General features: G+C 70.4%; 19 protein-coding genes. 6 read left to right on the plus strand and 13 right to left on the minus strand.

The window, feature by feature from the left end; all coding sequences use genetic code 11:
• Positions 1-7: 7 nt before the first annotated feature.
• A complete protein-coding gene (locus tag NYP07_RS17670) occupies positions 8-2,230 on the plus strand; it encodes a putative bifunctional diguanylate cyclase/phosphodiesterase (RefSeq protein WP_268152779.1) in 2,223 nt (740 codons plus the stop codon).
• A complete protein-coding gene (locus tag NYP07_RS17675; protein ID WP_268152781.1) occupies positions 2,230-4,056 on the plus strand; it encodes a GGDEF domain-containing protein in 1,827 nt (608 codons plus the stop codon). The genes NYP07_RS17670 and NYP07_RS17675 overlap by 1 nt, the downstream gene beginning before the upstream one ends.
• A gap of 61 nt (positions 4,057-4,117) precedes the next feature.
• Here NYP07_RS17675 and NYP07_RS17680 read toward each other — a convergent pair whose 3' ends face one another.
• From NYP07_RS17680 to flhA, 5 genes are all read right to left on the minus strand, one after another.
• Entirely contained in the window at positions 4,118-5,464 is a 1,347-nt protein-coding gene (locus NYP07_RS17680) for a methyl-accepting chemotaxis protein (RefSeq protein ID WP_268152783.1), read from the minus strand.
• Between the two features lie 53 nt (positions 5,465-5,517).
• Positions 5,518-6,231 (minus strand): RNA polymerase sigma factor FliA, encoded by a 714-nt coding sequence (locus NYP07_RS17685; RefSeq protein WP_268152785.1) that lies wholly within the window; start codon positions 6,229-6,231, stop codon positions 5,518-5,520.
• Between the two features lie 16 nt (positions 6,232-6,247).
• The gene (locus NYP07_RS17690; protein ID WP_268152787.1) at positions 6,248-7,027 is read right to left on the minus strand and encodes a MinD/ParA family ATP-binding protein; all 780 of its coding nucleotides are present in this window, start codon (positions 7,025-7,027) and stop codon (positions 6,248-6,250) included.
• A 9-nt stretch (positions 7,028-7,036) separates the two neighbouring features.
• Complete coding sequence (gene flhF, locus NYP07_RS17695) at positions 7,037-8,668, minus strand: flagellar biosynthesis GTPase FlhF (RefSeq protein ID WP_268152789.1); 1,632 nt, start codon at positions 8,666-8,668, stop codon at positions 7,037-7,039.
• 79 nt (positions 8,669-8,747) lie between these two features.
• Positions 8,748-10,838 carry a flagellar biosynthesis protein FlhA gene (gene flhA / locus NYP07_RS17700; RefSeq protein ID WP_268152791.1) on the minus strand — a complete coding sequence of 697 codons (2,091 nt, stop codon included), beginning with the start codon at positions 10,836-10,838 and terminating at the stop codon, positions 8,748-8,750.
• A 181-nt stretch (positions 10,839-11,019) separates the two neighbouring features.
• On the opposite strand from flhA, the gene NYP07_RS17705 reads away from it, so the two are divergent.
• From NYP07_RS17705 to NYP07_RS17715, 3 genes are all read left to right on the plus strand, one after another.
• Entirely contained in the window at positions 11,020-12,084 is a 1,065-nt protein-coding gene (locus tag NYP07_RS17705; RefSeq protein ID WP_268152793.1) for an alpha/beta fold hydrolase, read from the plus strand.
• A 104-nt stretch (positions 12,085-12,188) separates the two neighbouring features.
• Positions 12,189-12,653, plus strand: a complete 465-nt coding sequence (locus NYP07_RS17710; protein ID WP_268152795.1) for a PaaI family thioesterase — start codon at positions 12,189-12,191, stop codon at positions 12,651-12,653.
• Position 12,654: 1 nt separating this feature from the next.
• Positions 12,655-13,632, plus strand: coding sequence for an NADPH:quinone oxidoreductase family protein (locus NYP07_RS17715; RefSeq protein WP_268152797.1), 978 nt, complete (start codon positions 12,655-12,657; stop codon positions 13,630-13,632).
• Positions 13,633-13,638: 6 nt separating this feature from the next.
• On the opposite strand, the gene NYP07_RS17720 is transcribed toward NYP07_RS17715, so the two are convergent.
• The 8 genes from NYP07_RS17720 to flhD form a co-directional block, all read right to left on the minus strand.
• A complete protein-coding gene (locus NYP07_RS17720) occupies positions 13,639-14,817 on the minus strand; it encodes an EscU/YscU/HrcU family type III secretion system export apparatus switch protein (RefSeq protein ID WP_268152799.1) in 1,179 nt (392 codons plus the stop codon).
• 170 nt (positions 14,818-14,987) lie between these two features.
• Positions 14,988-15,623, minus strand: a complete 636-nt coding sequence (locus NYP07_RS17725) for a protein phosphatase CheZ (protein ID WP_378990306.1) — start codon at positions 15,621-15,623, stop codon at positions 14,988-14,990.
• A gap of 25 nt (positions 15,624-15,648) precedes the next feature.
• Positions 15,649-16,041 carry a chemotaxis response regulator CheY gene (cheY, locus tag NYP07_RS17730; protein ID WP_268152801.1) on the minus strand — a complete coding sequence of 131 codons (393 nt, stop codon included), beginning with the start codon at positions 16,039-16,041 and terminating at the stop codon, positions 15,649-15,651.
• 155 nt (positions 16,042-16,196) lie between these two features.
• Positions 16,197-17,156 (minus strand): flagellar motor protein MotB, encoded by a 960-nt coding sequence (gene motB, locus NYP07_RS17735; RefSeq protein ID WP_268152803.1) that lies wholly within the window; start codon positions 17,154-17,156, stop codon positions 16,197-16,199.
• A 117-nt stretch (positions 17,157-17,273) separates the two neighbouring features.
• Positions 17,274-18,131 carry a flagellar motor stator protein MotA gene (motA, locus tag NYP07_RS17740; protein ID WP_268152805.1) on the minus strand — a complete coding sequence of 286 codons (858 nt, stop codon included), beginning with the start codon at positions 18,129-18,131 and terminating at the stop codon, positions 17,274-17,276.
• Positions 18,132-18,220: 89 nt separating this feature from the next.
• Positions 18,221-18,973, minus strand: coding sequence for a class I SAM-dependent methyltransferase (locus NYP07_RS17745; RefSeq protein WP_268152807.1), 753 nt, complete (start codon positions 18,971-18,973; stop codon positions 18,221-18,223).
• Positions 18,974-18,999: 26 nt separating this feature from the next.
• Positions 19,000-19,536, minus strand: a complete 537-nt coding sequence (gene flhC / locus NYP07_RS17750; protein WP_268152809.1) for a flagellar transcriptional regulator FlhC — start codon at positions 19,534-19,536, stop codon at positions 19,000-19,002.
• 27 nt (positions 19,537-19,563) lie between these two features.
• Positions 19,564-19,881 carry a flagellar transcriptional regulator FlhD gene (gene flhD / locus NYP07_RS17755; RefSeq protein WP_268152811.1) on the minus strand — a complete coding sequence of 106 codons (318 nt, stop codon included), beginning with the start codon at positions 19,879-19,881 and terminating at the stop codon, positions 19,564-19,566.
• Positions 19,882-20,374: 493 nt separating this feature from the next.
• On the opposite strand from flhD, the gene NYP07_RS17760 reads away from it, so the two are divergent.
• Positions 20,375-21,808: a flagellin N-terminal helical domain-containing protein gene (locus NYP07_RS17760; protein WP_268152814.1), complete on the plus strand. Its 1,434-nt coding sequence runs from the start codon at positions 20,375-20,377 to the stop codon at positions 21,806-21,808.
• The last annotated feature ends 80 nt before the right edge of the window (positions 21,809-21,888 follow it).

Genomic DNA, 21,888 nt, shown 5'->3' on the forward strand with positions numbered 1-21,888 from the left:
CAGCCTCATGCTGCCATCCGGTCAAGCCTTCGACGACCTGACGCACCCGCCGCGCGTGCTGCTGGTGGACGACGATGAAGTCAATCTGCTGCTGACCGCCGCCGCGCTGCGCGAGCGCGGCTTCGACGTCACCGAAGCCAACAGCGGCGGCGACGCCCTCGCCCACCTGTCCGCGCGCACGCCCGACGTCGTCGTGCTGGACGCGCTGATGCCCGAGCTCGACGGCTTCGAGACCTGCTCGCTGCTGCGCGCCACGCCCGGCTTCGAGTCGCTGCCGGTGCTGATGCTGACCGGCCTGGACGACGAAGCCTCCATCAACCGCGCCTACCAGGCCGGCGCGACGGACTTCTTCGTCAAGTCGCCGCAATGGAGCCTGCTGGAAGGCCGGCTGCGCTATCTGCTGCGCAGCTCGCGCACGCGGCTGGAGCTGGAGCGCAGCAAGGCCAGGCTGGCGCGCGCCCAGGACCTGGCCCGCATGGGCAGCTTCGAGTGGCGGCGCGGCGTGACGGCCAGCTTCGCGATCTCGGCCGAGGGCCTGCGCGTGTTCGGCCGCGGCCCGCAGGACCGGCTCGACTTCGTCGGCGTGATGCGCATGGTGCCGCTGGACGACCGCCACGTCTTCCTGCGCCTGCTGCGCGACGTCATCGCCCACACCTCCGTCCTCGTCACCGACCTGCCGCTGACCCTGCCCGACGGCCGCCAGCGCGTCGTGCACATCGAGGCCGAGCCCGAGTTCAACGAGCAGGGCGGCGTCAACGGCTACACCGGCATCCTGCAGGACGTGACCGACCGCCGCCAGGCCGAGGACCGCATCCGCCAGCTGGCCCATTTCGACGCGCTGACCAGCCTGCCCAACCGCCGCCAGCTGATCTGGCGCGTCGAGCGCGCCATCGAGAGCGCGCGCCGCGGCGGCCACGAGGTCGGCCTGCTGCTGATCGACCTGGACCGCTTCAAGGTCATCAACGACACCCTCGGCCACGCGGCCGGCGACGAACTCCTCGTCGAGGTCGGCCGCCGCCTGCGCGGCTGCGTGCGCCATTCCGACCAGATCATGGAAGGCGTGCTGGAAGGCCTGTCCAACCGCAGCCACCGCGGCCTGGAGGCCGTCGGGCGCCTGGGCGGCGACGAGTTCGTCGCGCTGCTGCCCGAGGTGACCGACGAGCGCGACGCCGAGCGCGTGGCCCAGCGCGTGCTGGACGCGCTGCGCGAGCCCATCTTCGTCGGCGGCCAGGAATGCTTCGTGACGGCCAGCATCGGCATCGCGCTCTACCCGCGCGACGGCCAGACCATGGCCGACCTGCTGCGCAATTCCGACGTGGCCATGTATGCGGTGAAGAGCCAGGGCCGCAACGCCTCGGCGGTCTACTCGCCGCAGCTGGCCGGCCACGGCAAGCAGAAGCTGGAGCTGGAGAGCGCGCTGCACAAGGCGCTGGAGCGCAACGAGATCGTGCTGCACTACCAGCCCAAGATCGACGTGCGCGCGGCCCGCATGGTCGGCGCCGAGGCGCTGATGCGCTGGCAGCGCGGCAACGAGCTGGTGCCGCCGGCCGACTTCATCCCGCTGGCCGAGGAGACCGGCCTCATCGTGCCGCTGTCCGAGTGGGCGCTGAAGGAGGCCGCCCGCCAGGCCAAGCTCTGGCAGCTGCAGTTCGGCTTCAGCGACTCCATCGCCGTGAACCTGCCCAGCCGGCTGTTCGAGCGCACCGATCTCGTCGAGCACATCCACCAGTGCGTCAGCGCCTACGGCGTGCCGCACCGCTCCATCCAGCTCGAGATCACCGAGAACAACCTGATGAAGGATCTGCAGAACGTCATCCCGTCGCTGCATCGCCTGAACGAGGTCGGCGTCGAGATCTCCATCGACGACTTCGGCACCGGCTATTCGTCCCTCGCCTACCTGACCACGCTGCCGATCTCCGAGGTCAAGGTGGACCGCACCTTCGTGCGCGACCTCGGCATCACGCCGCAGAGCTCGGCCGTCGTCACGGCCATCATCGCGCTGGCGCGGGCGCTGGGCCTGCGCGTCATCGCCGAGGGCGTGGAGACGCTGCGCCAGATGGAGGTGCTGCACCGCCTGGGCTGCTCGCTGATGCAGGGCTTTTTGTTCAGCAAGCCGCTGCCGGCCGACGAGCTGGAGCGCTGGATCGCCCAGACCGTGCTGCCGCGCAAGGCGCCGTGGATCACGCAGGCGGACCCCAGCACCGACCTGGCCTCGCGCGGGCAACGCTGATGCGTTCGCAGCCCCCTCCGGCCCAGCTCGCCAAGGCGGCGCTGCAGCGCCTGGCCCAGGCCCGGCTGGAGCCGACGCCCGAGAACTATGCCCGCGCCTATGCCATCGAGGCCGGCACCGAGAACCAGCCGGCCGCCAATGCCGGCCTGCCGGAGCGCGTGCAGCAGTTGGTCTCCCGGCTGATCAGCCTGGCCCTGCCTTCGGGCACGGCGCGCCAGGAGCTGCAGACGGCGCTGCGCGAGCAGCGCTACGACGAGCTGCTGCGCGAGGTCGATAGGCTGCTCGACACCGCCGGCCCGGGCGCCCAGGCCGAGGCCCTGGCCCAGGCCATCGAGCGCCTGGTGCGCGGCCTGGAGCGCGGCGGCAGGCACTGGACGCTGGCGCGCAAGAAGGACGGCATCGCCCGCCTGCTGGAGCTGACCCGCACCGACAGCCACAAGCTCGTCAAGCGCCTGGGCCAGCTGATCCAGAGTTGGGACAGGGACGTCGAAGGCAGCGAGGTCGAGACCGGCGAGGACGGCGGCACGCCCAGCCAGTTCTTCACCGACAGCGGCTTCGCCGACTCCGGTTTCGCCGACGGCAGCCGAACCGGCCTGCGCGAACCCACCGCGGCCGCGGCGCCGACGCACTGGCCCGAGATCGGCGCCGAACTCAATGGCACGCTGCGCCACGCACTGCGCTCGCCGCAGACCGAGGCCACGCCGGCCGATGCGCTGCTGCGCGAGCTCGAGGCCGCGCAGGCCGAGCTCAAGGCCGGCGGCGCCACGCCCGAGCGCGCGGCGCAGATGGCCGCGCTGTGCCTGCGCGCCCGCCACCTGCTGGACCACCGCCGCCATCTCTTCGACGAGCTCGGCGGCCTGTGCCGCGAGCTGTCGTCCAGCCTCGTCGACCTGGCCGAGGACGACTCCTGGGCCCAGGGTCAGGCCGAGGCCATGAACCAGACGCTGGCCCAGGGCCTGTCGGGCCGCGGCGTGCGCACCGTGTCCGAGTTGCTGGCCGGCACGCGCGAGCGCCAGCGCACGCTGCGCGAGGAGCGCTCCCGGGCGCGCGATGCGCTCAAGGGCCTGATCCAGCGCATGCTGGCCGAGCTCGGCGAGCTGGGCCAGCACACCGACCGCTTCCAGAACAACGTCGGCCGCTACGCCGACGTCATCGAGCGGGCCGACTCGCTGGAGAGCCTGGCCGGTACGGTGCGCGAGATGGTCGAGGAGAGCCGCAGCGTGCAGGGCCTGGTGGCGCAGACGCAGGCGCGGCTGACGCTGGAGCACGACCGCGCCGCCGCGCTGACGCAGCGCGTGGACGAGCTCGAGAGCGAGCTGCGCCGACTGTCCAGCGAGGTCCACACCGACCAGTTGACCCAGGTCGCCAACCGCCGCGGCCTGATCCAGGCCTTCGGCATCGAGCAGGCCAGGGCCGAGCGCGAATCCACCCGCGTCGCGCTGGCCCTGCTGGACATCGACAACTTCAAGAAGCTCAACGATAGCCTCGGCCACCATGCCGGCGACATCGCGCTGAAGTCGCTGGCCGAGCGTACCCAGGCCTCGCTGCGCCCGGGCGACATGGTCGCGCGCTACGGCGGCGAGGAGTTCGTGCTGATGCTGCCCGACACGCCGCTGGACGAGGCACAGGCCGTGCTGGTGCGGCTGCAGCGCTCGCTGTCCGCGGCCCTCTTCAGCCACGAGGGCAAGGATGTGTTCGTGACCTTCTCGGCCGGCGTCACGCTGTACCGGCCCGGCGAGACGCTGGAAGCCGCGCTGGACCGCGCCGACGTGGCCCTGTACGAGGCCAAGCACACCGGCAAGAACCGGGCCTGCGTGGCGGAGTGAGCGGCTGCGCGCAGCGCCCCTGCGGGCCTGCGATCCAAGTGATCACAGGCGCGAAGCCGCGTCAGAAGTTGAAGGCCAGGCGCAGGCCGCCCCAGTGCCGGCCGCCCACGTGGATGGGCGCCGTGGCCTCCTTGAGCACGACGAAGCGGCCGCCGCCCATGTCGCGGCGGTAGGTCTGCAGCAGGAAGGGCCGCGCGTTGCGCGCCGAGGCCAGGCCGGTGCGGTCGTTGAAGATGCGGCGGTAGCGGCTGTTGGCCGTGTTCCAGACCGTGTCGCCGGGGCGCTGCGGCTGGCAGTATTTGCGGTTGTGCGTGGCGATATAGCCGTTGCGGTCGGCCGCGATGCAGAAGACGACCTTGTCGCTGAAGGCCAGCGCCCTTTCCTGCACGGTGGGGAAGAGGCGGTCCGTCAGCGCACAGAAGCGCGTCGTGTGCTGCTGAGGCAGGGTGCCGTCGACGGGTCGGTAGTTCTCGTCGAAGAGGTCGGCGGTGCTGATCTGGCCGTCGCGCAGCGCGCCCTCCAGCAGCGCGGCGATCTCGGCGGCGGCGTCCTGGGCGGCGCGGATGAAGGGCATGTCGTCGACCTCGACGCCGCTCTCGGCGATCTGCTCGACCAGCTCCTCGGACATGCGCAGGAAGCGGTCGCTGCCGTCGAAGGCCACCTTGAGGCCCTGCGTGGCCTCCAGCACCTCGCGCTCCAGCTCCTGGGCGCGCTCGTTCAGCAGGTTCATCTGCTGGCCGCTGTCGGCGGCGGAGGCTGAGATGCGCTGCACGTCCTGCTCGACCTCGTGGAAGGCGGCGTGGATCTGGCTGGGCCTGGCCGCGTTCTCGGTCAGCTCGGCGCTGAAGCGGTCGATGCGCTCCTGCAGGCTGGCGATGGCGCCGACGATGGCCTTGGACGAGGACTCGACCTGCCCGGCCAGCCCCTTCACGGCCTCGGCGACGACGGCGAAGCCGCGACCGGCCTCGCCCGCGTGCTTGGCCTCGACGGCCGCGTTGAAGGCCACCAGCCGCGTCTGCAGCGAGATCTTCGTGATCTCGGCGGCCGCATCGGACACCTGGGCCAGCGTGGCCGCCATGCCGACCACTTCGCTGCCCACGACGCCCAGCGCGCCGCGCGCGCGCTGCACGGCGGCGGCGCTCTGCGCGGTGGCGTTGGCGATGGCGGCCTGGGCCTGGCCGATCTGGTGGAGCTGCCGGGCCAGGGCCTGCATGGCCTGGCCCTGGACCTGGACGACGCGCTGGGTGTCCTCGAGGGCGCCACGCACCTCGGCTGCGTCCTTGCCGACCGTGGAGATCGCGCGGGCCAGCCGCCTGACGAGGTTCAGCGAGGCGCCGTCATCGCGACGGCCGGGCTCCTCGCGCGACGTATCGGGAAGAGAAGCTCCTGACTTGGGCCACCTGAGCATGCATTTGTCCCCTGCTTGTCGGTCGGGGCCACGGCGGGCAGCGGTCCCGGTTTCTACCAGTCCCGCAGTTTCACTCTCAACCTTGCGATGGACTGACTGTGCAGCTGGCAGACGCGCGATTCCGTGACCTTGAGCACGGCCGCGATCTCCTTGAGGTTCATGTCGTGCTCGTAGTACATGCTCATCACGAACTGCTCGCGCTCGGGCAGGTTCTTGATGGCCGCCACCAGCGCCTCGCGCATGCGGTGGTCCTGCAGCAGCGAGACCGGGTTGGCGCCGTCGTCGGCCACATGGCGGTCGAGGTAGTTCTCGTCGCCGTCGTCGCCGCTCATGTCCTCCAGGTAGACGAGCTGGGTGCCGCGCACCTTGCCCAGCAGCTCCTGGTACTCGGCCAGCGGCAGGCCCATCTCGGCGGCGATCTCGGTCTCGCTGGGCGCGCGGCCCAGGCGCTGCTCGACCTTGTGCACGGCCACCTCGATCTCGCGCTGCTGGCGGCGCGTGCCGCGGCTCATCCAGTCGCCGCCGCGCAGCTCGTCGAGCATCGCGCCGCGGATGCGCTGGGTCGCGAAGGTCTCGAACTGCACGCCCTGCCCGGCATCGAAGCGCGACAGCGCGTCGGTCAGGCCGATCAGGCCGACCTGGATCAGGTCGTCCACCTCCACATTGGCCGGCAGCTTGGCGATCATCTGGTGCGCCAGGCGTCGCACCAGCGGGCTGTACTGCCTGATCAGCGTGCTGTTGTCGAGACGGCCTTTGGGCGTGTACATCGTGAACTCCGGCAGTTCAGTGCGCTGCGATGAAGGGAGAGGACACCGTGCGGGCCGGGCGCAGCGGAGTGGCGTTGGAGGCGGCGTCGATGGCCGCGCCGGGCGGCGCCGCGAGCAGCAGCTCGCGCGCCAGGTGGCGCAGCTCGGGCGTGAGCGGCGCCTGGTGGGGGGTCTTGGGGTCCAGGCAGGCCCAGTCGCGCAGCACCGCGCCGAGGAAGCCGTCGGCGCAGGAATGGAGCTGTTGCGCGATGCGGGTGGCCACGCGCAGCTGGGGATGGCAGGCCATCAGCAGACTGTAGACCATCAGCCCGGCCCGTTGTGTGAGCCATTTCATGCCGGCATAGGCTTCGGTGACGCTGCGCGGGTCGGTATCGGCCAGCAGCAGCGGGCGCACCTCGCGCAAGGCGACGACGCGGGCCAGCTCGGCCGCCGGCGCGTGCAGCAGGATGACGTCGGCCTCCGGCGCCGCGTCGGCCACGGCCTCCAGGAAGGCCGCCGCCGAGCCATTGGCGTTGATGTGGCGCAGCGGCAGGCCGCGCGCGGCCAGGTAGGACAGCCGGGGCGACAGCCGCTCGATGCAGTTGGACAGGTCCACCTGGGCCAGCTCCGAGGGCTGGGGCGAATGCTCGCCGGCGTCGACGACCAGCGTGTGCAGGCCCAGCTCGGCGAAGGCCGCGCACAGGCCTTCGAGCAGCAGGCCGGCCCCCATCACGCACGGGTTGCTGACGACCGGCACGAAGCGAGTCTTGGAGGCCGCGAACAGGCGGCGCAGGCCATGGGCTTGGTCTTGAGGCATGGCGGCCATTCAGTGGATGGCTCTCATGCCGTCGGTCAGCGGCGCACCGGCGAAGATGAGGTTGACGTCGGCGTTGTCCATGCGCCAGGCGCCGGCCGCGGGGCTCTTCAGCGCGCGCTGCACCAGGGCCGTGCCGGGCAGGCGGTGCCAGTCCTCCGGCACGCGCTGGCCGTTGGCCACGCCCAGCACCTTGAGCTTGTGGCGGATCAGCGTGTCCAGCGCCGGCGCGAGCTTGACGGCCTCGTCGATCTTGCTGAGCACCACGCCCTCGCAGGCCGCGCCCTTCCAGGCGCCGACGACGTCCTCGATGGTCTCGCCCTGCTGGGCTGCGTTGATGACGAGCAGCTTCCTGATGCTGGGGTGGGCCAGCATCTCCAGCAGCTCCTGGGTGCGGCTGTCGCGCTGGGCCATGCCGGCGGTGTCGACCAGCACCAGCTTCTTGCCGGACAGCAGCTCCAGCAGGTCGTCCAGCGAGGCGCGGTCGTGCGCCGTGTGCACCGGCACGCCGAGGATGCGGCCGTAGGCGCGCAGCTGCTCGTGGGCACCCACGCGGTAGGCGTCCAGCGTGATGAGGCCGAGCTGGCTGGCGCCGTACTTGGTGGCGAAATGGGCGGCCAGCTTGGCGGTCGTCGTCGTCTTGCCGACGCCGGTGGAGCCGATCAGCGCGAACACGCCGCCGCGGTCCTCGATGGCCGGCGCGGCCTCGTCGGCCTGCAGATTGCGCGACAGCACGTGGGCGGCCCAGGCGGTCTCGTCGGCCGGGTCGGTGGGCGAGCCGGCCTTGAACTCGGACGGGCAGCTCTCGGCCAGCTTGCGCACCAGGGCCGGGCTGAAGCCCAGCTCCAGCAGCTTCTGCGTCAGTCGCGCCTGCACGGGCTGGCGCTGCAGCTTCTCCATGAAAGCCAGCGAGGAGAAGCGCTCCTCGATCAGGCCGCGCATCTGGCGCAGCTCGGCGGCCATGTCCATCTGGCTGCGCTGCGTGGCATTGGGCTGGCCCGGCAGCGGCAGCGGCTCGGCGGTGGCGAGATCGCCGAGCTGGGGCACGGCGCGGGCCTGCGCGGGCATGGCCGACGGCAGGCGGATCTCGTCGCGCAGCACCGGCGGCGCGGCGCGAGCCTGGGCCGGCGCCGGGTCGGCGCGCCTGGGCGCCAGCGCGGCCATGGCCTCGGCGGCGCGACGCTCGCGCTGGGCGCGCGCGGCCTCCGGCGATACGGCAGAGGGCTGCGGCGCCGGCCGGGCGGCCGGCCGGCCCAGCGGGTCGGGCTGGCCTGCCAGCTCGGCCTCGCGGCGGCGCAGCACGCGCTCGCGCACATAGTCCTGGAAGCGCAGCGTGCTCATCGCCAACTGCTGCACGTCGCTCTGCACGTCGGGGCCGCCGAAGCCGGGCTCGAGGCGCTGCGAGCGCTCGGCGAAGCTGGCGCGCGGCTGCGGCTCGGCCGGCTGCGGCGGGCGGGCCACGCCGCGCGGCGCGGTGGCAGCCATCTGCTCGATCTGGCCCATGCCTTCCGGCGCCATGGCCAGCACCTCGACGCCTTCGGCCACCGATTTGTTGGACAGCACGACCGCATCCGGGCCGAAGGCTTGCTTGACGAGCGCCAGGGCCTCGCGCGAGGTCCTCGCGGTGAATTTGCGGACGTTCATGGAGCCTCCTGCCGAGCCGCCTCAAAGGAGGCGAACGCCCCCGTGGGGGGCAGCGAACGAATGTGAGCGTGGGGGCACATCAGGCAGTCCCTCCGATGATGGAGCCGATGCGGATGGTGTGGGTCTCGGGAATCTCGCTGTGGCCGAGCACCTTCAGGCGCGGCGCGGCGCGCTTGAGCAGGCGGGCCATGGGGGCGCGGATCAGGTCGGGCACCAGCAGGGCCGCCGGCACGCCGCGGTCCTCCTGCTTCTGGGCCGTCTCGGCGGCGCTGCGGGCCAGCGTGTCGGCCACGCCGGGATCGAGCGCCGCGCCATGCGGCGAATTGAGGGCCTGGGTGACGAGGCGCTCCAGCTCGGGCTCCAGCGCGATGACGTCCAGCTCCTTCGTCGAGCCGTAGATCTGCTGCACGATGGCCGGCGCGAGATGGGTGCGGATGCGGCGCGCCAGCTCGGCCGGGTCGGTGACCGTGGCGGCGTTCTCGGCCAGGCATTCGACGATGGAGCGCATGTCGCGCACATGCACGCCCTCTTCCAGCAGCAGCTGGAGCACGCGTTGCAGGGTGGCGATGCTGACCATCTTCGGGATCACGTCTTCTATGAGTTGCGGCGCCTGCCTGGTGAGGTGTTCCACCAGGGCCTGCGTCTCCACACGGCCGAGCAGCTTGGCCGCGTGCACTTGCATCAAGTGTGAAAGGTGGGTGGCCACGACGGTCGAGCAATCAACGACGGTAAACCCGCTCATTTGGGCCATCTCCCGCTGGCGCTCCTCGATCCACACGGCCGGCAGGCCGAAGGCGGGGTCGGTCGTCGCGGTGCCGATGAGCTTCTGCGTCGCATGGCCCGGGTTGATGGCCAGCCACATGCCGGGGAAGGCCTCGGCCTCGCCGACGACGCCGCCGCGCAGCGAGATGCGGTACTGGCTGGGGCGCAGCTCCAGGTTGTCGCGGATGTGCACCGGCGGCGGCAGGAAGCCGACCTCCTGCGCGAACTTGCGGCGCACGCCCTTGATGCGGCTGAGCAGGTCGCCCTCGCGGGTCTTGTCCACCAGCGTGATGAGGCGATAGCCCACCTCCAGGCCCAGCGTGTCGACGGGCACGAGATCCTCCCAGCTCGCCTCGCCGGCGCCCTCGCTGGGCGGCATGATGGGCTTGACGGCCCTGGCGGCCTCCTGGGCCTGCTCCTTGCTGCGCAGCCAGTAGGCCAGATAGCCCAGGCCGCCGGCGATCAGCAGGAAGACGACGTGGGGCATGCCCGGGATCAGGCCCAGCACGCCGATGACGGCGGCCGTGATGGCGATGCTCTTGGCCGAGCCGAAGACCTGGCGGCCGATCTGGCTGCCGATGTCCTTGTCCGTGCCCACGCGCGACACCACCATGGCCGCGGCCACCGAGATCAGCAGCGCCGGCACCTGGGCGACGAGCGCATCGCCGACGGCCAGCAGGATGTAGCTGTCGGCCGCCTGGCTGGCCGACAGGCCGTGCTGGGCCACGCCGATGATGAAGCCGCCGACGATGTTGATGGCCAGGATCAGCATGCCGGCCACGGCGTCGCCGCGCACGAACTTGCTGGCGCCGTCCATGGAGCCGAAGAAGTCGGCCTCGTCGGACAGCTCGGTGCGGCGGCGCTTGGCCTCGGCCTCGTTGATGAGGCCGGCGTTCAGGTCGGCGTCCACGGCCATCTGCTTGCCGGGCATCGCGTCCAGCGTGAAGCGCGCGCCGACCTCGGCGATGCGCTCGGCGCCCTTGGTCACGACGATGAAGTTGATGACGACGAGGATGGCGAACACGATCAGGCCGACCGCGAAATTGCCGCCGATCAGGAAGTGGCCGAAGCTCTCGATGACCTTGCCGGCCGCGCCGGTGCCCGTGTGGCCCTGCAGCAGCACGACGCGCGTGGACGCGACGTTCAGCGACAGGCGCATCAGCGTCGTCAGCAGCAGCACGGTCGGGAAGGCCGCGAAGTCCAGCGGCTTGATCATGTGGGCCGCCACCATCATCACCATCACGGCCATCGCGATGTTGAAGGTGAACAGCAGGTCCAGCACGAAGGGCGGCAGCGGCAGCACCATCATCGACAGCACCAGCAGCACCGCGACGGGCGCGCCGAGCGCGGCAATGATGGCGGCGCGCGGGCCGAGCAGGGACTGGAGTTTGGCGAGGAGGGCGTTCATGCGACGAGCGACGACGCGGGGTCGAGGGAGGCCGAGGCTTCCGGGCATTGTTCTTGCGCACGCGCGCAAACTTGAGCCGGAATAGCTGGGCGAACACCCGCCAAATGCGCGCCTGCCCCACTGCGCCGCAAGGCTGCGCGGCAGCGGTCGTAGACTTCATCAACGCCCCCGAGGAGGCCGAATGGCTGCGCGCAGAGAGATCCGTTTCGTGAGGTCGGCTGATGGCGTCCAGATCGCCACGGCCCGCTACGGCAGCGGCCCGCTGGTGCTCAAGGCCGCGACCTGGCTCACCCACATCGATCAGGTCGCCGCCGGCTCGGTCCAGCAGGCGCTGATCGACGAGTTCTCGGCCGCCCACACCTACGTCGAATACGACACCCGCGGCTGCGGCCTGTCGCAGCGGCGGGTCGAGGACCTGTCCTTCGACGCCTGGGTGCGCGACCTGGAAGCCGTGGCGGACAGCTGCGGCAGCGAGCAGCCATTCACGCTGATGGGCTTCACCTGCGGCGCGGGCGTGGCCGTGGCTTACGCGGCCCGCCACCCCGAACGCGTGGGGCGGCTGATCCTGTTCGGGGGCTTTGCGACGTCCTACTACAGCACCGGCCACCCCGATCCCGCCGTGCGGCGCGAGGGCGACCTGATGCGGGAGCTGGCCGCCGTCGGCTGGGGCCAGGACACACCGGCCTTCCGCCAGGTCTTCGTGTCGCGCTTCCTGCCCGACGCCACGCCCGCCCAGTGGGCCGCGTTCGACCAATTGCAGCGGACGACCTGCGCCCCGGACGTGGCGGCCCGCTACCTGGAAACCCTGTACGGCATCAACGTCAAGGAGGCCGCGCAACGTGTGCGCTGCCCCACCCTCATCCTCCACCCCAAGGGCGACCAGATGGTGTCCTTCGACCAGGGCCGGCGCCTGGCCTCGCTGGTGCCGGGCGCACGCTTCGTGCCGCTGGAAGGGCGCAACCACATCCCTTTCCCGACCGAGCCCGCCTTCGAAGCCTTCCGGCGCGAAGTGCGCGACTTCCTCGGTCATGCGGCGCCGGCCACCGTGGCAGAAGCACGGCTGACCGCCCGCCAGCGCGACGTGCTGGGCCGCATCGCCGCGGGGGCCACCGACAAGGAAGTGGCCGCCGCGCTGCAGCTGAGCCCCCGCACGGTGGAGATGCATGTCGGCTCGGCGCTGAAGGCGCTGGGCTGCCGCACGCGCGCCGAGGCAGTTCACTGTGCCGCGCGCCTTCGGCTGCTCTGACCCCGTAAAAGCCCGGTAGCGCCGGGCGGGCCTACCGTAGGACGCCGACTGGCGCGGCCGCTTCGGTCGCGGGACAGTCCCGCCGTCACCGACGGAGGCTGACCATGGACGACACCGGACCCGCGCTGCAGGACCTGTTGAAGGTGCACTGCTTCGGCTGCGGCGCGCTCAATGCCCGCGGCCTGCAGATCAAGAGCCGCTGGGACGGCGACGAGCTGGTCTGCCATTGGCGGCCCCCTGCGCATTACATCGGCCATCCCGGCGTGGTCTACGGCGGCGCCATCGCCTCGGTGGTGGACTGCCACGGCATCTGGACCGCCCTGGCCCAGTGCTGCCGCGACGAGAGCCTCAGCCTGGACCCCGCTGCGGGCGCGGCGCTGCCGCTGTTCGTGACCGGGCAACTGGCCGTCAACTTCCTGCGCCCCGCCGCGATCGAGCAAGCCCTGCAGCTCCGCGCCCGCGTGGTCGGCCAGGACGGGCGCCGCAGCACCGTGGCCTGCCGGGTGCTGCAGGGCGAGACCGAATGCGCGACAGCCGAGCTGGTCGCCGTGCGCATGAAGGGGCACTGACATGCGCGCCATCCTGTGCACCGAGTTTGCCGATCCGCCCCGGCTGTCCGTGGCCGCGCAGGACTGCCCGGCCCCGTCGGCCGGCCAGGTGCGCGTGCGCGTGCAGGCCGCGGCGGTGAGTTTCATGGACCTGCTGATGGTCCAGGGCCGCTACCAGATGCGCCCACCCCTGCCCTTCGTGCCCGGCACCGACGCGGCCGGCGTCATCGACGCGGTCGGCCCCGACGTGACCGGGCTGCAGCCCGGCAACCGCGTGATCTGCAGCGACTGGACCGGCGCCTGGGCCGAACAGCGCCTCGTGGCCGAGAGCCAGATCACGCCGGTGCCGGGCGGGCTGGATCTGGAGACCGCCTGCACCGTGCGCTATGCCTACGGGACGGCGCACTACGCCCTGGTCGAATGCGCGCGGCTGCAGCCGGGGGAGACCGTCTTCGTGAGCGGCGCGGCAGGCGGCGTGGGCCTCGCCACGGTGGACCTGGCCCGGCACCTGGGCGCGCGAGTGCTCGCCGGCGTCAGCTCGCCCGAGCGCGCCGCGGTGGCGCTGAGCCGCGGCGCAGAGCAGGTCATCGTCTACGGCCCGGGCGACCTGAAGGCGCAGCTGATGGCGCTGACCGGCGGACGAGGCGTGGATATCGGCGTGGACCAGGTCGGCGGCGAGGTGTTCGGCGGGCTGTCGCGTGCGATGGCCTGGGGCGGGCGCTTGCTGCCGATCGGCTTCACCAGCGGCAGCATCCCCAGCCTGCCGGCCAATCTGCCGCTGCTGAAGAACTACGCCCTGGTCGGTGCGTTCTGGGGGGCCTGGTCGCAGCGCCATCCCGAGCCGAGTGCCCGTGCCGACCGCCAGCTACTGGCATGGATCCGCGCCGGCCAACTGCGGCCGCTGGTCAGCGAGGTGCTGGCCCTGGAGCAGGCCGCCGAGGCCCTGCACCGGCTCGGCACGCGGGCCGTTCAGGGCCGTCTCGTGCTGCGGGTGGTCTGACCCCGCTCAGGGCAGATCGTCGTCGCCGTCGTCGGGAGGTGCCCAGCCCGGTTGGTTGTGCGGGTCCAGCTCCGGCGGCACATACGGGTGCGGCATGTCCGGGCGAGCCGCGGCGCGCGATGCCATGGCCGCACGCAGCTGGTAGACATAGGCCAGCACCTGGGCCACGGCGCCGAACAGCGCGGCGGGGATCTCCTGGTCGACCTTGGCGTGGGCATAGAGGGCGCGGGCCAGCACGGGCTGCTGCAGCACCGGCACCTTGCTGTCCTTGGCCAGGTCGCGGATCTTCATGGCCAGCAGGTCGGCGCCCTTGGCGACGACCTTGGGCGCGGCCATCCGGCCTTCCTCGTACTTCAGCGCGACCGCATAGTGGGTCGGGTTCATGACGACGAGGTCGGCCTGGGGCACCGCGGCCAGCATGCGGCGCTTGGCCATCTCGCGCATCCTGGCGCGCACCTTGGCCTTGATCTCGAGGTTGCCCTCGACCTCCTTGAGTTCCTGCTTGGCCTCCTCGCGGCTCATGCGCAGGCGGCGCATCCACAGCTGGCGCTGCAGCGGCACGTCGATGGCGGCGAACACGGCCAGCGCGACGGCCAGCAGCATCAGCCCGCCCATCAGCTGCTGGCCGGCATAGGCCAGGGCCGAGGGCAGCGGCACCGACATGATGCCGACGTAGGCCGCCAGGCGCTCCTTCAGCACCAGCGCGCCGACGATGCCCAGCACCAGGGCCAGCAGCACGGCCTTGAGCGCGCTGCCGAAGCCCTGGCCGGTGAACAGGCGCCCCAGGCCCTCGATCGGGTTCATGTGCGTGAACTTGGGCGCCAGCGGCTTCAGCGTCCAGTTCCAGCCGCCGCTGGCGAGGTTGCTGGCGACGGCCGCCAGCAGCAGCAGCGCGGCGACCGGCCCCATGACGGCGGCGAAGGCCAGCGTCATGTCGACGAGGCGCTCGCCCATGAAGCCGGGCCGCGCGAGCAGGCGGGCGTCGAAATGCAGGCCGATGCCCAGCATCAGGCGCAGCCGCTCGACGATCAGCGGCCCGCCCACGGCCAGCACGGCGCCGCCGGCCACCATCATCGCGAAGTGCGGCAGGTCGCGCGAGCGCGGCACCTGGCCCTCGGCCCGCGATCTGGCGATCTTCTTGGCCGAGGCGGGCAGGTTGCGGTCTTGTGCGTCTTGGTCGGCCATGGCGGTTCTGCAGCGCTGGGCCGAATTGTTCGGGGCCGCCCCGTGAACTTGAGCGGGAAAAGCGGGCGGGATTGCCGGCTTATCCGGCCTCGGCCGCGCGCGGGTCGGTCACCAGCCGGAAACGCAGACGGCCGGCGCAAAGGCCGGCCGTCGGGGAGGCGGCGACGGGCTCAGAAGCCGAGGCTGGCCAGCAGGTCGTCGACCTCGCCCTGGTTGGCGACCACGTCGGTGCGGCCCTCGGGGTTGACCACGGGGCCTTGCAGGATGTTGGGGTCGACCTTCTCGCGCTGCTCGGGCGGCACCACCTGCACCAGCAGCTTGACGAGGCTGTCCTCCAGGTCATTGGCCAGCTTCACGACCTTGGCGACGACCTGGCCGGTCAGGTCGTGGAAGTCCTGGGCCAGCATGATGTCGGTCAGGTGGCCGTCGATGCTCTGCGTGCGGGTCTCGACGTCCTTGACGAAGTTCATCACCGCGCCGCTGGCCACGGCGCGCACCGGGTCGGCCACGATGGCGGCGGCCAGTTCCTGCGTGGCCTTGCTGATGCCGGCGTGCTCGGCCTTGGCCTGGTCGACGGAGTTCAGCACCCTCTCGGCGGCGGCGGCCGTCTTGGTGGCGATGTAGTTCAGGCGGCTGCGCGCATCGGGCAGGCCGTCGGTGGCCACCTGCAGCTTGGGCATGACGCCCAGGCGCTGCATCGTGTCGTGCAAGGTGCGGGTGATGGTGCCAAGCTGCTGGAACACCTCGGGCGAGACGAGCAAGGGCTCCTGGGACTTGGCCAATTGGTCCAACTGTTCCATCGACATGGCGATTCCCCTTTTTTGTTTGTTGTCAGGCCGCGGCGGCCAGCTTCTGCATGATCTTCTGGACTTTTTCTTCCAGCGTCGCCTTCGTGAAGGGCTTGACGATGTAGCCGGCCGCGCCCGACTGGGCCGCCAGCACGATGTCTTCCTTGCGGGCCTCGGCGGTGACCATCAGCACCGGCAGATGCTTGAGGTTGGGATCTTCCTTGATGGCCTTCAGCAGTTCGAAGCCCGTCATATTGGGCATGTTGATGTCGCTGACGACGAAGTCGAACTTGGAGCCCTTGAGCATGCTCAGCGCCTCGACGCCGTCCTCGGCCTCTTCGCAGTTGTTGTAGCCGATCTCCTTCAGCAGGCCGCGCACGATGCGGCGCATGGTGGAGAAGTCGTCGACAACCAGGAATTTCATGTCAGCGCTCATGGCGATCCTCTCTCTCGGGGCGGGATTCAGGGGTCAGCCCGCAGTCTAGTTCCAGCGGGCCGGAGCGGGAGATTCAGTTTGCGGCATTTTCCCGCTGCGCGGCACCTGCGTGACCCCGCTGCGCGGCACCTGCGTGACCCCGCTGCGCGATGCCGTCACCGGGGCAGCCGCGTGCCCCCGCCGCGCGGCATTTCCGCGGGCGCGTTGCCCACGGGCGCCGATGCGGCCTCGTCGCCGTCGTCGGGCAGGTTCTTCAGCACGGCGTCCTCGGCATCGCGGTTCATCACGATGATGCTGATGCGCCGGTTCAAGGGGCTGTTGGGATCCTTGGCATCGAGCAGCTTGCTCGCGGCCAGGCCCTGCACGCGCAGCATGCGCGCCTCCGGCAGGCCACCGGCGACCAGCTCGCGGCGCGACGCGTTGGCCCGGTCGGCCGACAGCTCCCAGTTGCTGTAGCCCAATGCGCCGCCCGGGAAGGGCTGGGCGTCGGTGTGGCCCTCCACCGTCAGCCGGTTGGGCACCTCGGTCAGCACATTGCCCAGCTCGCGCAGCAGCTCGTGCATATAGGGCTTCACGACGGCGCTGCCGCTGTCGAACATCGGCCGGTTGCCCTCGTCGACGATCTGGATGCGCAGGCCTTCCTTGGTCATGTCCAGGCGGATCTGGCCGCCCAGCGCCGCCAGCTTGGGGTTCTCGGCCAGCACCTGCTCGACCTTGGCCTTGAGCTGCTCCAGCCGCGACTTCTCGGCCTTGCGCTGCTCCTCCTTCAGCGCGCGCAGCGTGTAGCTGGACTTCTTGGCCTGGCTCTCGCCTTCCTTGACCTGGCCGGTCTCGCGCGTCAGATCCTTGCCGCCGCCGCGGATGATGCTGGACGAGTCGCCCGAGCCCGAGCCGCCCAGCATCGCCACCTTCAGCGGCGACTGGAAGAAGTCGGCAATGCCCTTCTTGTCGCCCTCGGTCGTCGAGCCCAGCAGCCACATCAGCAGGAAGAAGGCCATCATGGCCGTGACGAAGTCGGCATAGGCGATCTTCCACGCGCCGCCGTGCGCCGCATGGCCGCCCTTCTTCACCTTCTTGATGATGATGGGCTGAAGCTTCTTCGCGTCACCGGCCATGGGCGCAACCCGTCAAAACAGCCAAAGACAACCACAGAGGCACAGAGTCACAGAGCAAATTCAGCTCCGGCTTCCTCTGGGCCTCTGTGCCCCTGTGGTTGCATTTCATCGGCCGGATCACTTCTTCTTCACGTGGCCTTCGAGTTCGATGAACGACGGGCGGTCGCCCGAGAACAGCACCTTGCGGCCGAACTCGATGGCCACCTGCGGCGCATAGCCCTGCATGCTGGCCAGCAGCGTGGTCTTGATGCACTGGAACTCCTTGCTGGCGTCCTCGACCTTCTGCTCCAGCAGGCCGGCCAGCGGCTCCGCGAAGCCGTAGGACAGCAGAATGCCCAGGAAGGTGCCGACCAGGGCCGAGCCGATCATGCCGCCCAGCACGGCCGGCGGCTGGCCGACCGAGCCCATGGTGTTCACGACGCCCAGCACGGCGGCCACGATGCCGAAGGCCGGCAGGCCGCCCGCCAGGCGCTGCAGCGCCGCGACGGCGGCATGCTCCTCCTGGTGGTGGGTCTCGATCTCGCTGTCCATCAGCGCCTCGATCTCGTGCGCGTTCAGGTTGCCCGACACCATCATGCGCAGGTAGTCGGTGATGAACTCGGTGACGTGGTGGTCGTTGCCCACCGTCGCGTATTTCTGGAACAGCGGCGAGTTGTGCGGATCCTCGACGTCCTTCTCGATGGACATCAGGCCTTCCTTGCGCGCCTTCTGCAGGATGTCGTACATCAACGCCAGCAGCTCCATATAGCGCGCCTTGCTGTACTTGCTGCCCTTGAAGCACAGGCCCAAGCCGGCCGCGCTGGCCTTGACCACCTTCATCTGGTTGTTGGCCAGGAAGGCGCCGATGGCGGCGCCGAAGATGGTGATCATCTCGAAGGGCAGCGCATGCAGGATGACGCCGATGTTCCCGCCGTGGGCGATGAACACGCCGAAGATACAGGCCATGGAAATGGCCCAGCCGATGAGGACGAACATGCGCGAACGAGTTGGGGGTGTTCAGGCCATATCGGCCCGCTGCCGGGGGGCTTGAGCGAGTATGCCCCGGAGAAGGCGCCCGGAAGCCTTCATTCGGCGGGCTTTGGCGGCGCAATCCGGCCCGGGCGGTAAAGCCACACGAACCGGCCGTTGCCCAGCCGCCAGCTCGCCACCGGCGCCGCGTCCGGCACCGCGAAGTCCAGGCTGACCAGCCAGGCCCCGGACGCCAGCTCGGCACAGGCCTTGGCCCAGACACGCGGCATGGACTCGGGCCGCTGGAAGACATAGACCAGCGCAAACGGCGCCCAGTCGTCGGCCCACAGATCGCCGCGCCTCACGCGCGCACCGCGGGCGCGCCAGCGCGCGATCCAGGCCAGCGGCCGGCTCCACTCCACACCCTCGACGCAGGCCTGCGGGTAGACGCGGCACAGCTCGCGCAGGCCATCGCCCGCACCGCAGCCGGCATCCAGCACGCGCGCCCGGGGCGGCAGAGGCGCCAGCGCGGGCAGCCGCTCCAGCGCACCGGCCGGGGTCGGGAAAAAGGGCGCCTCGGTCCAGCTGCGACGCGGGTAGAGCCACCACAGCAAGGCCAGCGGCACCAGCCACAGCAGGCCGGACGCCTCGCCCTGCCAGCCCAGCGCCGGCACGGAGACCGGGAACCCCAGCACAACGAACAGGCGGCGCCAGCGCTCGCGCTGCAGCCGACTCAGAGCCCACCCGATGGCAACGCCCAGCGCGAAGGCCGGGCCCGCCGTCAGGCCGGCCGCGAGCGATGCCGAATAGCCCAGCCAGGCCGCCAGCCAACTCCACAGGGCCGACAACGGCCAGCGCGAGAGCCACATGCCGCGCAGCGTAGCGGCGCCGGGCCTCAATGCAGCTGGATCGAGCCCTGGGCCCGCCCTTTGCCGGCGCGGGCCGGCGGGTTGCACAGGCCGCAGACGAAGTGGCGGGCGATCTCGTGCGGATGCGTCACGAACTGGCCGTTGCAACGCGAGCATTTGGTCAGCGTCAGCATGCCGTTGTCGACGAACTTCACGAGACGCCAGGCCCGGGTGACCGACAGCATGGCTTCCAGGCCCTGGGCCTGGGCCTGCTCCTGATAGAGCTGGTAGGCCTTGATGACGGTATCGATCTCCTCCATCTCGGCCGCCTTGTTCAGGTACTCGTGGATGTTCAGGAACAGGCTGGCATGGATGTTCGGCTGCCAGGTCATGAACCAGTCCGTCGAGAACGGCAGCTGCCCCTTGGACGGCGACCTGCCGGACACCTCCTTGTACAGGCGCAGCAGGCGCTCGTAGGACAGGTCGGTCTCCGACTCCAGCACCTGCAGGCGGGCGCCGAGGTGGATCAACTGGATGGCACGCTCGATCTGCTTCGCTTCGGTCAGGATGCTCTTCACACGCATGGTGGACTCCGGCTGAGAACGGGGCGATCAGGCGTGCTCGTGGCGGCCGGCCATCAGGATGGCGGCGTGCAGCCGGCCCACCCCGTCCCCCGCGGTCTTGCCATGCCCCGTGAGCAGGCCCCAGACCAGATCGTCCGACATGCGGAAGCTGCACAGCAGCGTGTTGCCCGAAGCGATCTTCAGGATCTGCGCCGGGCTGAGCGTCTCGATCAACAGCGCCGTCTCCTCGTTGATGCCCAGGCGGTAGAGCGCCTGCTCGCGGTCGGCCCGGATCAGGCCCTGGGCCAGCATCAGATAGGACAGGTTGGCTTCGCGGATTTCGGCAAGGATCTGTTCGACTTTCATGGGGGCTCCGTGGCAGCAGGTCAGGCGATGTATCGACGTGCGACGGATTGTGGAGAGCCGGATTAGCGGCGTGGATCAGGCCATTTCGGCAACTTGAGTCCCGTTAATTCCACCCCCCTTGTAGGAATTTGCCCGACAAGCCCCGCTGCACCCGCCCGGGAAGCCTGCCCTGCGACAAAGTTCACGAACGACCGAATTCGGCGTGCGATTTCGCACTTGCCGAGCGAAGCCTGCGACAAAGGGTTCAAGTTCTCTGCCACCCCTCCGATAAACGCTCCAACGGCGGCCGAGGAATCGGCACCGTGGTCCGGAGTAAGCGGCCGACGGACGGTGCCATGCGGCACCGTCACCGAGGTGACTCACGCCGGGCGCAGCGGAGCGGGGCAGCCCCTCTGCGGCAGATTGGAGCCCCAGGGAAGGTCCGTCCGACTCCCGAGGCTCCGGCGATGCCGGCGCTCTTGCCGGAAGTCACTTCAAATCGAAGGAGTTTTTCATGGCCATGCAGATCAACACCAACCTGAATTCGCTGACCGCCCAGCGCAATTCCAGCAACACGCAGAACGACCTGAGCACCGCGATCGCGCGCCTGTCCTCCGGCCTGCGCATCAACAGCGCCAAGGACGACGCCGCCGGCCTCGCGATTTCCGAGCGCTTCTCGGCCCAGATCAACGGTCTGAACCAGGCCGCCCGCAATGCCAACGACGGCATCTCGCTGGCGCAGACCGCTGAAGGCGGCCTGTCCTCGGTCGGCGCCAACCTGCAGCGCATGCGCCAGCTCGCCGTGCAGTCGGCCAACGCGACCAACAGCGCCAGCGACCGCGCCGCGCTGCAGCAGGAAGTCACCCAGCTCGCCGCCGAAATCGACCGCGTCGCGACGCAGACCCAGTTCAACGGCCTGAACCTGCTGGACGGCAGCTTCACCGCCCAGCAGTTCCAGGTCGGCGCCAACGCCGGCCAGACCATCACGGTCGCGAGCATCGCCAGCGCCCGCGGCAGCGCCCTCGGCCAGTACCAGGGCTTCTCGCTGACCAACCAGTCCATCGGCACGGCCAGCAACACGGCCGCGGCCCTGACCGTCACCGTCGGCGGCGGCCCGGCCGTCTCGCTCGGTTCCGTGGCCGTCGACGCCAAGGCCCAGGCCGCGGCGATCAACTCCGGCAACGTCGCCGGCCTGACCGCCACCGCCAACGCGACGACGATCGCTGCCGCGGCGCAAACCAACGCCGCCACCGCCTCCGGCACGGCGACGATCACTGTCAACGGCGTCGCCATCAACGTCGCCGGCGTCAACGGTGCCGGCGCCCAGTCCACCAACCGCGCCGCCGTCGTCTCCGCGCTGAACGCGCAGTCGGCCGCCACCGGCGTGACCGCTTCGGACACCGGCTCTGGCGTCTCGCTGTCCGCCGCCGATGGCCGCAACATCACGGCCACCTACGCGGCCGGCACTTTCACCGGCTCCAGCCTGACCGACTTCGGCATCGGCGCCACGTCGGCCACGACCTACGGCGGCACGCTCAACATCAGCTACTCCGCTCCGTCCGGCGTGTCCGGCAGCGTGGTGTTCGCCCAAACGGCCGGCCTGAACTCGACGACCGCCATCGCCGCCACCGGCACGGCCGTCAGCGCCATCGACATCTCGACGGTGACTAACGCCAACTCCGCGCTGTCGGCCATCGACGCCGCGCTGGCTTCGGTCAACAGCAGCCGCGCCAACCTCGGCGCCATCCAGAACCGCTTCAGCTCGACCATCAACAACCTGTCGACCACGAGCAACAACCTGGCGGCCTCGCGCAGCCGCATCCAGGACGCCGACTTCGCGGCCGAAACCGCCAACCTGAGCCGCGCCCAGGTGCTGCAGCAGGCCGGCACGGCCATGGTCGCCCAGGCCAACCAGCAGCCGCAGCAGGTGCTGACGCTGCTGCGTTAATCCGCGCACCTGAAACGCCGCGCGCAACGCGCGGCGCCGGCGGGCCGGCCCTCCTCGGGACTTCCGAGGAGGCCGGCCCG

This window comes from Pelomonas aquatica, assembly GCF_026712205.1.
GTDB lineage: Bacteria > Pseudomonadota > Gammaproteobacteria > Burkholderiales > Burkholderiaceae_C > Pelomonas > Pelomonas aquatica.